At 45.8% G+C, this 11,885-nt stretch carries 10 protein-coding genes; 7 read left to right on the top strand and 3 right to left on the bottom strand.

The features are described 5' to 3' along the window. Positions 1-104: 104 nt before the first annotated feature. The 6 genes from N4A56_RS03965 to N4A56_RS03940 all read left to right on the top strand — a co-directional run bounded on the left by N4A56_RS03965 (position 105) and on the right by N4A56_RS03940 (position 7,872). On the top strand, positions 105-3,677 hold the full coding sequence (locus tag N4A56_RS03965) for an FAD-binding and (Fe-S)-binding domain-containing protein (protein ID WP_293669744.1): 3,573 nt from the start codon (positions 105-107) through the stop codon (positions 3,675-3,677). 66 nt (positions 3,678-3,743) lie between these two features. Beyond that, complete coding sequence (gene ruvX / locus N4A56_RS03960; RefSeq protein WP_295545186.1) at positions 3,744-4,175, top strand: Holliday junction resolvase RuvX; 432 nt, start codon at positions 3,744-3,746, stop codon at positions 4,173-4,175. Positions 4,176-4,220: 45 nt separating this feature from the next. Then, a complete protein-coding gene (gene mltG, locus N4A56_RS03955; RefSeq protein ID WP_293669748.1) occupies positions 4,221-5,213 on the top strand; it encodes an endolytic transglycosylase MltG in 993 nt (330 codons plus the stop codon). 493 nt (positions 5,214-5,706) lie between these two features. Then, positions 5,707-6,087, top strand: coding sequence for a desulfoferrodoxin (locus N4A56_RS03950; protein WP_293669749.1), 381 nt, complete (start codon positions 5,707-5,709; stop codon positions 6,085-6,087). An 18-nt stretch (positions 6,088-6,105) separates the two neighbouring features. Further along, positions 6,106-6,264 carry a rubredoxin gene (gene rd, locus N4A56_RS03945; RefSeq protein ID WP_293669751.1) on the top strand — a complete coding sequence of 53 codons (159 nt, stop codon included), beginning with the start codon at positions 6,106-6,108 and terminating at the stop codon, positions 6,262-6,264. 399 nt (positions 6,265-6,663) lie between these two features. Next, positions 6,664-7,872: an FprA family A-type flavoprotein gene (locus N4A56_RS03940; RefSeq protein WP_293669752.1), complete on the top strand. Its 1,209-nt coding sequence runs from the start codon at positions 6,664-6,666 to the stop codon at positions 7,870-7,872. Positions 7,873-8,335: 463 nt separating this feature from the next. Here the strand turns inward: N4A56_RS03940 and N4A56_RS03935 are convergent, their stop codons facing one another. From N4A56_RS03935 to N4A56_RS14920, 3 genes are all read right to left on the bottom strand, one after another. Further along, a complete protein-coding gene (locus N4A56_RS03935; protein WP_295545181.1) occupies positions 8,336-9,637 on the bottom strand; it encodes a peptidoglycan DD-metalloendopeptidase family protein in 1,302 nt (433 codons plus the stop codon). 156 nt (positions 9,638-9,793) lie between these two features. Beyond that, a complete protein-coding gene (locus N4A56_RS03930) occupies positions 9,794-10,357 on the bottom strand; it encodes a disulfide bond formation protein B (RefSeq protein WP_293669773.1) in 564 nt (187 codons plus the stop codon). 7 nt (positions 10,358-10,364) lie between these two features. Continuing rightward, positions 10,365-10,520, bottom strand: a complete 156-nt coding sequence (locus N4A56_RS14920) for a DUF5993 family protein (RefSeq protein WP_366519890.1) — start codon at positions 10,518-10,520, stop codon at positions 10,365-10,367. Between the two features lie 206 nt (positions 10,521-10,726). Between N4A56_RS14920 and hemW the strand changes: the two genes are divergently transcribed. Further along, complete coding sequence (hemW, locus tag N4A56_RS03925) at positions 10,727-11,884, top strand: radical SAM family heme chaperone HemW (RefSeq protein ID WP_295545179.1); 1,158 nt, start codon at positions 10,727-10,729, stop codon at positions 11,882-11,884. Position 11,885 lies beyond the last annotated feature (1 nt).

Raw genomic sequence — 11,885 nt, 5'->3', positions numbered from 1 at the left:
CAGATCAAAGCTCTCCAGCAACGAGCGGGTATGCTTCTCTTGCATTCTTAAAGAACTAAAAGTAGACTCTTCAGCTTCGTTCTTAAATACTGGGAGAATTGGTCATGCCGCACAAAGGCCCACATATTTCAATAGGTTCCGAGTTTCTTGTCCATAGGGTGTTGCGGATTGATCTTGATGAATTTGAAGATTGGCCGGAGGCTGTTCGGGAGCTTGCCATTGCGCTTGCTGAAGAACTCTTCCTCGTCCGCTACAATCCATTTATCGATTCAGAGACTGTTCGCACAAGTGTAACCGAGCGTTTTGACAGGGCAGAACCGGCGCTTGCACATCACTACGCGAATACGTTGAGTGAAGGTATAACCATGTTCTGGAGTGCCTACGAGGCAGACATGGCTTTCCGGAGCGAACTGGTTCGCAGACTTGGACAGATTATTCCAAAAAACAACATTGATCTGCGCCCTGCATCATTAGTGGAGTGTTCTACAGACGCAACTGACTTGCGTATGGAGCTTCCATTACTTGTTGTTGCACCTTCTGCAACAGAGCAGGTAAGCGCTATTGTTCGCCTTGCGAACGAAATGAAATTTGCACTCATTCCGCGTGGCGGAGCTTCCGGCTGTACCGGTGGCGCTATTCCGGCACGTAAACGCACAGTCGTTATGAGTTTGCAAAAGCTGAGCGCTATCAAATCCATCGACAATAGCGAAATGACTCTCACCGCAGAAGCGGGCGTTATTACATTTGATGCCATCAAGGCAGCAGATAATGCAGGGATGTTATTCACTGTTGATCCAGCTTCTAAAACGGCTTCCACCATCGGCGGGAACGTGTCGGAAAACTCCGGCGGTCCTTTTGCCTTTGAATACGGAACCACCCTCGACAACATTCTTCATTACACCATGGTTACGCCTACCGGCGAAATCATCACTGTTGAGCGCATAAATCATCCACGCCATAAAATTATGGAAGATGAAACCGCGGTGTTTGAAGTTAAAGACGTGTCCGGTGGTGTCCGCACAGTCATATCACTGCGTGGAGATCAGATCCGTAAAACAGGTCTTGGCAAAGACGTTACAAACAAGTTCCTCGGCGGCTTACCGGGGGTACAGAAAGAAGGCACTGATGGCATCATCACTGAGGCAACCTTCATCTGTTACCCTAAGCAAAAGCATGACCGTGTGCTTGTTCTGGAATTCTTCGGACGTTCCATGCACAACGCTATGCTCGTGATTAAAGACATTGTCGGTCTGCGTGACACAATCCGCAAACAGGGCGATCTTGTAAAAATCTCGGCATTGGAAGAGTTCGGCGTCAAATACGTTGAGGCAATCGAATACCGTACAAAATCTAAAAAGTACGATGAACGTCCGATTTCTGTGTTAATTGTCGAGTTGAACTCAAATGACACAGCTGCACTTGATGCAAGTGTGCAGGATGTCGTTGACATTTGCACTCCGTATGAAGGCGTTGACGTATTTGTTGCCAAGGATGCAGCAGAAGCAGAGCTTTTCTGGGAAGACAGACATAAGCTTTCCGCTATTGCGCGCCGTACTTCCGGTTTTAAAATTAACGAAGATATCGTTATTCCAATCGATGTCATTCCTGAATTTTCAGACTTTATCGAACATCTGAACCAGCGTTGCATGGGTAGAGCATTCCGTTCTGCGCTTGGTGAAAGTGGTCGCCTGCGAGGCATGCCACTTGAAGATAAAGAGCTGAACCGCGCATTTACATTTGCATCCAAGGTTGCCAAAGGTGATGTGCCGATTGCAGAGCTTTCCGATCAGGAAATGCTTGAACACGCTCTGGCATATTTTGAAAAAGCTGAAGAGCGCTATCCGGCGCAGCGTCGCAATTTAAAAAAGATTGTGGCAGATATGCTTGCAACCCGCATTATTGTTGCAAACCATATGCATGCCGGTGACGGTAACTGTCACGTCAACATTCCTGTAGATTCCAACAACCCTGTCATGCTGCACCATGCAGAAGAAGTGGCAGAAGAGGTTATGGCAAAAGCACAGGAAATGAATGGTGAGGTGACTGGCGAGCACGGTATCGGCATCACAAAGATCAAGTTTCTTGGCGCAGAAAAAATGGATGAGTTAACTCTGTTCAAACGCAGAGTTGACCCGCTTTCCATTATGAACCCTGCAAAGCTTACACAGCGTGATACTCCGGTTAAGCCGTTTACGTTCTCGTTTAACCGCCTTATCCGCGATATTCAGGCATCCGGTCTGCCGGAAAAAGAACGCCTGATTAACCTGCTCACTAACGTTCAGGTCTGTACCCGTTGCGGCAAATGTAAACAGGTTTGCCCAATGTTCTACCCGCAGGGCGATCTGCTGTATCATCCGCGCAATAAAAACCTGAGTCTCGGTGCGCTGCTTGAAGCAGTATACTATTCTCAGGTGAACAAAGGGAAGCCGGACGACAACCTTATGGCGCAGCTGCGTAAGCTTATGGAGCATTGCACAGGCTGTGGCAAGTGTAAGGCTGTCTGCCCTGTTAAAATTGATTCCTCCAAGGTTGCACTTGAATTACGCGCATTCGTAGAGGATGAAGGCGCAGGTGGTCACCCGATTAAATCCAAGGTGCTTGATTACCTTGTGGGCGATGTTGCTACCCGCGTACCGCGTGCCGCAAAAATGGCTTCTATGGGACAGCGTCTGCAAAACAAAATGCTGAAGGTTGTTCCGTCTTCATGGCGTTCCGGCATCCATAGCCCGCTCTTCTCCGGTTTAGGACCGGAAGTCGGCTACCGCAGCCTCAGTGAAGCAATCCGGCTGGATAAAGGCGCTATTTTTGTTCCTGATAATGCGCCGGAAGGAAAAGAGCTGGAAGCAGTCTTTTATTTCCCGGGGTGCGGTGGCTCCTTGTTCTACAGAAATATCGGTCTTGCATCACTTATGCTGATGCTCAAGTCCGGTGTGGCTGTTATTCTTCCACCACGGCACATGTGCTGCGGATACCCGCTGCTTGCAGCTGGTAAGGATGAAGAATACAAGAAAAACCGTGCTGCTAACATTGAAGAAATAAAAGCGTTCCTCGCCGATGCAACCCGCGCCGGACTGAGAATTACGCACTCAATTACAGCGTGTGGCTCCTGCCGCGAAGGGCTTGAGTCATATGAACTTGCCGAATCGCTTAACCTTACGCTCGAGCATAAGGACACAGTACAGTTCCTTATTGAACGTATGGGCAAAGATGCGCTGAAAGAAGCTGCCAAAGGGCTGTCAGTCTTGTACCACCCATCCTGCCACGCAGAATGGACGGGAGTACATAAAAACAAAGCCGCTGGCGTCTATGCAAAAGCATTGAGCGAATTGAGCGGTGCGAATGTTACATTGCACCCCGGCTGCTGTGGTGAATCGGGTATGGGTGCTCTTACCAGCCCTGATATTTACAATAAGCTACGTGCAAAGAAAGAAGCAGGGTTAGTCCAAGTACTTCCGACTATGCCGAATGATGCTCCGGTTGTTGTCGGGTGTCCTTCATGTAAAGTCGGTATTTCCCGAATCTTCCTGAACCTGCACGAAAAACGCCCAGTGCTGCACACTGTGGAATATATTGCACAGTGTCTCTACGGGGACGACTGGAAAAAACATATAAAACGTATCGCGACGGAATCGACCACCGAAGATTCAAAACGCATAGTCGATACGACAAGCCTTTAATACCTTTGACTCCCCTCCCGACTACAGGAGGGGAGTCTTGCGTGCTACGGGCAGAAGAATACTGAGATGAAATACATTGCGATAGACTACGGAACGAAGCGGACAGGGCTTGCAGCCAGTGACACCGGCGGAAATATGGCATTCCCGCGTAAGACACTTCTAATGAAAACTCGTGACAAATTTTTTGCAGAACTGCTGGAATTCATCGAGCAGGAAGAGCCTATAGCCATTGTTGTGGGGCTGCCTAAATCGCTTGCTGGTGAAGAGACGCTGATGTCCCGTCAGGTGCGTAATTTTCTTGCGCGGTTACGCAGACGGTGCGATTTGCCGATTTTTGTTGTAGAAGAAGCACTAAGCTCGTTTGAGGCAGAACTAGAATTACGTGACGCTGGACTGAAGGGACATGAGATTGACAAAGTGGTCGATCAACAGGCAGCAGTACGTATTCTAGAGTCGTTTCTGCACTTGGCAGATGAACACAGACAATTATACGATTAGTGAATAATTATGGGGAAAATTTCAAAAATATGTAGCATCTTACTCATGATACTCCTGCTTGCAGCCGGTGGAGTCTGGTTTGCGTTTGAAACGTACATCAATTCACCTATGCAAAAGGAATCACGTAAGATTCAATTTGTCGTTCCTGATGGTGCATCTTTTAATCAGGTAATCGATGACATGGCACGCCAAGGGGCTGTGACACATCCATACGCATTTAGAATGCTGGTGCGGATGCGTAAACAGCAGCCTCATTTAAAAGCCGGTGAATATCTGTTGGATACCCACTGGTCTCCAGCTCGCCTGCTTAAAGAACTGGTAACCGGTAAGGGTGTTCTGTACACGCTGTCTTTTCAAGAAGGACTTCCGTGGTGGCAGGTTGCTGAGATTGTAGAGCAACAAGGCTTTGCCAAGGCAGAAGACTTTACCAAAGTCATTCATGACACCGCATTTTTGCAAAAGCACAATATTCCTTTTTCAAACGCTGAGGGCTTTTTGTTTCCAGAAACATATAGGCTCAACAAGCCACGGGAAATGAATATGGCATCTGCAAAAAAAGTTGCGGACATGCTTGTACTGACATTCTGGCAGAAAACATCATTACTGTGGGGCGAGCACAGACCAACTCCTGAGAAACTGCGGAATATTCTTATTCTAGCCACCTTGGTGGAAAAAGAAACCGCCGTTCCTAAAGAGCGTGATATGGTTGCAGGCGTATATGCTAATCGCTTGGAAATGGGCATGCGGATGCAAGCTGACCCTACAATCATTTACGGCATTGGTAAGGAATTCAATGGGGACATTACCCGTTCTGATATTCGCAACAAAAAGAACAAGTACAACACATATCAGCACCGTGGATTGCCACCCGGTCCTATATGCTCTCCGGGGCTGGAAGCGCTTAAAGCCGCTGTAACCCCTGCAAAGCATAAATACCTGTTCTTTGTTGCAAGAGGCGATGGCTCTCATAAGTTCAGTCAAACGTTGAAAGAGCACAACAAGGCTGTTCGCAAATATCAGCTCAACCGTAAAAAATAAAACATGTAACTTGGTTATCAACTCTGCCGTATCACATAGCACCACCCTACTTATGGTGTTGTGATATGTTGAAATGAAATCTGGTCGCAAGTACTCAGTCATCATTCTCTTGTAGTATCTCTGTTCAGAACTGCGACTCTACATATTTTTAGAACCAAGTTTGATACATTGTTAAACAACAAAAGCAGGTGGTATATCCATCTGCTTTTGTTGTTTATTTGTTTAGAAAATGCTGCTACAGCTAGTATAAAATCTAATGCAAAAAGCTAAAATTCATACTTTCTTATTAAGAATAATTATTATTAGCTTGATTATTCCATAACAACTGCGTATATCTTTTTTCAACGGCAAGCAGGAACACGTATATACCTGCTCAACGCGTTGAACTGATATGACTTTATGTGTATAGTGACGCTGCTATAAAATTTTCTGGCAATTGGAAAACGATTTTACCCCGAATACAAATATTACAATGTCGATCAGGAGGCTCCCGATGCCAAATCGTCTCGAAGTTTACAAATGTGAGCACTGCGGAAATATGGCTGAAATTCTCGTAGGTGGCGGCCCATCTTTAGTTTGCTGTGGTGAAGACATGGTTCTTCAGGTTGAAGGTACTGTTGATGCAGCACGCGAAAAGCACATTCCTGTTATTGAAAAAACTGCGAACGGCTACCTCGTAAAAGTTGGCGAAGTACCTCATCCTATGGTTGACAAACACTGGATTCAGTGGATTGAACTTGTTGCTGACGGCGTAAGTTACACGAAATTCCTCAACCCGGGCGATGCTCCAGAAGCAGAATTCTGTGTTGAAGCAGAAAAGGTTACAGCACGCGAGTACTGCAACCTCCACGGTCACTGGAAAGCAGAAGCTTAGTAAAAAAAGGATACCAGCATGGAAAAATACGTATGTGTAATTTGTGGATACGAATATGATCCAGCCGAAGGCGACCCTGATAACGGTGTAGCGCCAGGTACAAAATTTGAAGATATTCCTGAAGACTGGCTTTGTCCGGTTTGCGGGGCACCTAAAAGCGAATTCGAACCAGCATAAGCTGAAGGTGAATCTTTAACAGCTGTAACGCGCTTGATTTTCGGCGTAATGCACTCAGCGCAGACAATCCGTTACAGCAGTGCAACACAGATTCACACGCATTTACTGGAATAGTAAATACGCATCCTCAAGCCCCCCTCGCCGAGGGGGGCTTTTTTTGGTAAATTGATATATGCCTGACTCTGTACATGCTGTAGCCCTGCATGCTATCGATTTGGGTATCTGCTATGTCATTGCTATCGTCAGTATATTTTGTGCTAAAATCTGGCTGTTAGCACAGGCACACAGCGACTTTTGAAGTCAGAACAAACATTCTGCAAGAGCAATGCGCTCTACGCAGCTAAAAATTTCTCTCTAAGACCCTGTGCGGTACGCAGGGTGAGCTTATAAGGAAAACATATGCATCCTGTTGAAATTAAAAAAGACGTATTTTGGGTTGGTGCTGTTGATTACACAAGCCGTGACTTTCACGGATACTCTCTTTCTCCGCAGGGCACTACTTACAATGCGTACCTTGTAAAAGATGAAAAAACTGTTCTTTTCGACACAGTTAAAGGCAATTTTTTAGATACCATGCTTTGCCGCATGTCTAATGTGACTGAGCTGGAAAAAGTTGATTACATTGTTTGTAACCACCTTGAGCCAGACCATTCTGGTTGTCTGCCAAAGCTTGTAGAACTCTGTAAGCCGGAAAAAATCTTCTGCTCACCGCTCGGTAAACGTTCCATGCAAGCACACTTTGATACCGAAGGCTGGCCAATCGAAGTGGTAAAAACAGGCGAAACCGTTAACATCGGTTCTCGTGATATCCACTTTATCGAAACACGTATGCTTCACTGGCCTGATTCTATGGTGTCCTACATCCCGCAGGACAAGCTGCTTATTTGTAACGATATCTTCGGTCAGAACATTTCAACAACTGAACGTTTTGTTGATGAAGTTGACCGCGCAGTTGTTGAACACGATATGGTGGAATACTACCACAACATCGTTCTGCCGTTCTCACCGTTAGTACTCAAAACTCTTGATGCCATTGAAGAAATGGGTATCGAAATTGATATGCTTGCACCGGATCATGGTTTAATTTTCCGTGGCAAAGAGGATGTACAATGGTGCATGGATAAGTACCGCGAATTTGCAGAGCAGGCATGGAAAAAACGTGCTGTCATCATTTTTGACACCATGTGGCATTCCACTGAAAAAATGGCACGCTCTGTTGCAGAAGGCTTTGAGAGCGAAGGCGTGCCAGTACGCATCATGTCTCTTAAATCTGACCACCACAGTGCAGTTATGACAGAGCTTGGTCGTTCCAGTGCGGTAGTATTCGGTTCCCCTACACACAACAACGGTATCCTTCCAGAAGTTGCTAAAATGCTCACCTACATGAAAGGACTTCGTCCACAAAATCGCATTGGTGGTGCGTTCGGCTCCTTTGGCTGGTCTGGCGAGTGTGTAAAAGCTCTTACAGAAAGCCTTACTGATATGGGCTTTGAAATGCCTGTAGATGGCGTGAAAAACCAGTTCGTACCAAAGCACGACTCCTACAAAAAATGCTACGAAATGGGTGTAGAGCTGGCAAAAGCACTTAAAGAGAAATGCGGCGAATAGCCTAATTTTTGAAGAGTGTTGTCTCCGACGGCTGGGCTGAAACTTTTTGTTAGAAGCCTTCGGCGACTCTCCGAGGGGCAAGGGCTCTGCCCTGCACCCGCAAGGGGGACGCCCCCTTGACCGCGAACTTAACCGATTATCATTCGGTTATAACTAGTTAGCTGAGCTTACTGATGCACATATAAAAGGCTGCCCCACACGTATGGGAGCAGCCTTTTTCATTACTATTTCTAAATCAGTTCGTAGCAAAAAGGCTTATTATAAAAAACGCCCAAGAATAAAAAAGTAGTATCGCTTAAGCCGCGAGAGAGCATAAAAAAACGTGCTACCTCGCTAATAAAAATCTTTGGAGATTTTTAAGAACCTTTCTTCGAGAAAGGTTCTTAAAGCTCGCGGCAGCGCCGTCGGAGACGACAACCGCCTCGCAGAGCTTCGAAAACCTCTTTAAGAATATCCTATCCAGTTATACCGTTCCGTCAGCAGACTGCTCTGCAACATTGTTGGCTGGCACTTCCGGATGCAGAAGCTTGACCTTTTCCTTAAGCAAAACAACTTGCTCTTTGGTTGCTTTAGGCGCACGCGGGTTCGTTGCTCTGGTTGGGTTAATATATTTCCCATTCTTTTTCATACGGAAATCAAGGTGCGGTCCTGTTGAAAGACCTGTTGAGCCTACGTATGCGATGGTTTGCCCTTGCGTTACTTTTTTGCCGACTTTGAGCCCTTTAGCAAATCGGTTCAAGTGAAGATAGGCAGATTCATACCCGTTGCTGTGACGTATTTTTACGTACTTACCAGCTCCCCTGCTACGTGCAATTTTGACCACTTTACCATTCCCGATAGCAGATACTGGTGTACCGCGCGGTGCAGCGTAGTCAATGCCATGATGCGGACGGTATGTCTTGAGGATCGGGTGTAGACGACGGTTGCTGTACTTTGAAGAAATTCGGGTAAACTTAAGCGGAGCTTTCAAAAATGCTCGACGCAAGTTTTTACCTTCCGCAGTGTAGTACTGCGTAAAGCCATCCTTATCCTTCATGTAGTACCCTTCATGCGCGTTGCCTTGGTTTACAAAACGTGCGGCAAGCACATGCCCGTACCCTTGAAATTTCCCTTCACGGAATCTTTTCTCGACAACAACAGTGAATTGATCGTTTTTGCGCAGATCACGAATAAAATCGATTTCCCAGCCAAAGATATCACCGATGCGGACAGCAAGAGAGGCTTTTTCCCCTGCGTCTGCCAGTGCCTCGTAAAGACTGGAAGTAATTACACCATTAACACGGTCGGTAACAATTTCGTACTCAATGTCCTTAAGCTCTGCGGTAAAACCTTCGCTTATTTTGGAAACAGACAGGTACGTATCATTATCAATTTCATATTCGAATCGGGTAAAATCACCATCAGTCGTGATAACCCTAAAAGGATTTCCCCGACGCAATTTGGTAAGACGAAATGTCTTATCTGCGGCAGATGCCAGTTGATAGACTTCCGCTTTTGAGAGCCATTGGTTCAACAGGGTAGAGGCAGTCGCCCCTTTACCAATTGTCCCTTTAAAGGTTTCCACAACAGGCTGTGGAGCGGGAGGCTGTTGCAACGGTTCGGCATTTTGTGCCGTTGCTTCCGAGGAAATGGCAGGCTGTGTGTTTTCTGCGGGTTGTACGTTACGTGATGATATTATTGTACCATACGTAATCGCAGCAATAAATACTGCTAAAATAACGGACAGATATACTTTTTTCGTACTTTTCTTTTGTTGAATAGACATAAAATCCTTACAAACGCCCCCGAATTGTTAACACATTCCATATTGTACACGCGTCAATAAAGATCATTTAAAAATCTACGTCAAGGTTTTATAGAGAATTAGTTTTAATAATAGAAGAAAAAGCATTGAAAGACAGAAGGCTTTATTTTTTATAGATTAAGGAAACTGTATATAATTAGCAGGTTGAAGAAGCATATAGTGCACGGGGTTATCAGGACAACGCCAACCGCACTCCGCAAAGGTGACAACTGCAAGCGGTAATGTGATTAAGATCATAAAACCGAAACCGATATGGACAATCTTGTCGTTATACGGCGGAGTATCAAGAGGTGACCATACGTCTTCGATAAGTAACAAAAGCGCAGTAACCACTAATGCAATAAAAAATATGAGTGACGACCACGTATACAGGTGCATACCAAGAACAGGTGCACCATAATTACCAGTGCCGGGGATAATATGCAGGAGAACCTGCCGCACACTGACCGCAATTCCGAAAAGGGCAAACATGAGAGTCACCGAAAGGTGGCGAGGTCTGATGCCGAACCGCAAGTTAAGCAACGGTCCCATAGCAAGACCAACCATCGCGTATCGTTGCAATATGCAAAGTGGACACGGCAAGTCACCAATAATGAATTGTACGGAGAGAGAACCGCACATAACTACCGCGACCAGCAGTAACAGCAGAAGATTAATCTTACGCGCAAGATCAGGATGCATACGCCCTCTACAGGTTAATGTTCAAAGGGTCAGTTGCATGGCTTACAAACCAGATGATCGCGAGTACGATTGAAAAAATCGTAACGTAAATTGCTCCCATCCTATGCCCGTACCATCCAATACACATTGCCAATATCAGTAATAAAAATAATATAGTACTCATATTGACAGTGTATTGAAGGTAGGGCTGTAGTGCTAAGATATTCTTTACTATTCCCTGTATAGTAAGATGGTTACACAAATGAATGAACTAACGAAATCCTGACACTTTTACCAAACGAAATGCTTTTCAGCTTGCTTCCTCATTTAAAATGACATCGCTAAATTGAATCCTTGACGCATTGCGTTGCTATCCCTAGGTTCCCACGTATGCTGTTATACCTACATGTCCCATTTTGCCGCAGTAAATGCGGATACTGTGCATTTCATTCTCAAGTACTGAGTGATGATGCACTGCAAGTGTATCTGGATGCTTTAATGCGAGAAATCGCCCTTTGGGGTGACAGACTCGGCACCGTTTCAGTTGAGACCATCTTCTTAGGCGGGGGCACTCCCTCCATGCTGCCAGCCAAAGCTATTGATACCATACTGAACCGTGTTGCTAAAACTTTTTCAGTCAGCAACGGTGCAGAAATCAGCATGGAAGCAAATCCGGAATCTGCCCTTCGAGACACTTTTTTGCACGATGTACGCAGTTCAGGAATTAATAGGTTAAGCCTAGGGATTCAGAGCTTAAATCGAGATTTACTCCACACGCTGGGGAGACCGCATTCTGCAAAACAAGCTATCATGGCTGTTGAGCGTGCACGGCAGAGCGGATTTGGAAATATCAACGTTGACTTCATATGGGGATTACCCGGTCAGCGACTGTCACACTGGCTGAAAGAGCTGAAAGCTATTGTAGAACTCGCTCCGGATCACCTTTCCTGCTACAGCCTTACCATCGAAGAAAATACGCCGTTTGAAAAAGCATATGATGACGGCGAACTTGAGCTGCCATCAGATGACGATCAAAGCAAAATGTTTTTGTACGGCTCAGATTTTTTGGAATTGCAAGGATTCACGCATTACGAAATCTCAAATTTTGCGCGCATGGGATACCAATGCCGCCACAACATAGGGTACTGGGAAGGCGCAGACTACCTTGGCTTAGGACCTTCGGCAGTATCAACGATTAATGGTCAGCGCTGGATGAACACAAAAGACTTATCCCAATATGCTGAGCAAACCACCAGTGGTGAGATTGGTGAACATGCCGAAACGCTTACGCCGTACGAACGCATGGAAGAGCTTGTAATGCTCCGTTTGCGCACAGCACGGGGACTACGCCTTGCTGCGTACAAGGAACTCACCGGAAGAAGTTTTATGGAAGATTTTCGCCCTATGATAACAGCCCTGCATCAACATGGTCTGGTTAAAATTCGTCATGGGTATCTCAACCTTACCAAGCGCGGCATGCTGGTATCCAACACGATTATAGAGAACCTCTTTGAAGCTATGGGGCGACTGCAACAAATGAAGTGTTGAC

Origin of the sequence: Halodesulfovibrio sp. (assembly GCF_025210605.1) — a bacterium.
Taxonomy (GTDB): domain Bacteria; phylum Desulfobacterota; class Desulfovibrionia; order Desulfovibrionales; family Desulfovibrionaceae; genus Halodesulfovibrio.
The sequence above is the reverse complement of the archived record's forward strand: the minus strand, read 5'-3'. Positions and strand labels throughout refer to the sequence as shown.

What these genes read in the sequence shown, in the direction of transcription:
- N4A56_RS03965 (WP_293669744.1), top strand. Translation starts at nt 105, where the DNA reads ATGCCGCACAAAGGCCCACATATTTCAATAGGTTCCGAGTTTCTTGTC.
- ruvX (WP_295545186.1), top strand. Translation starts at nt 3,744, where the DNA reads ATGAAATACATTGCGATAGACTACGGAACGAAGCGGACAGGGCTTGCA.
- mltG (WP_293669748.1), top strand. Translation starts at nt 4,221, where the DNA reads ATGATACTCCTGCTTGCAGCCGGTGGAGTCTGGTTTGCGTTTGAAACG.
- N4A56_RS03950 (WP_293669749.1), top strand. Translation starts at nt 5,707, where the DNA reads ATGCCAAATCGTCTCGAAGTTTACAAATGTGAGCACTGCGGAAATATG.
- rd (WP_293669751.1), top strand. Translation starts at nt 6,106, where the DNA reads ATGGAAAAATACGTATGTGTAATTTGTGGATACGAATATGATCCAGCC.
- N4A56_RS03940 (WP_293669752.1), top strand. Translation starts at nt 6,664, where the DNA reads ATGCATCCTGTTGAAATTAAAAAAGACGTATTTTGGGTTGGTGCTGTT.
- N4A56_RS03935 (WP_295545181.1), bottom strand. Translation starts at nt 9,637, where the DNA reads ATGTCTATTCAACAAAAGAAAAGTACGAAAAAAGTATATCTGTCCGTT.
- N4A56_RS03930 (WP_293669773.1), bottom strand. Translation starts at nt 10,357, where the DNA reads ATGCATCCTGATCTTGCGCGTAAGATTAATCTTCTGCTGTTACTGCTG.
- N4A56_RS14920 (WP_366519890.1), bottom strand. Translation starts at nt 10,520, where the DNA reads ATGAGTACTATATTATTTTTATTACTGATATTGGCAATGTGTATTGGA.
- hemW (WP_295545179.1), top strand. Translation starts at nt 10,727, where the DNA reads ATGCTGTTATACCTACATGTCCCATTTTGCCGCAGTAAATGCGGATAC.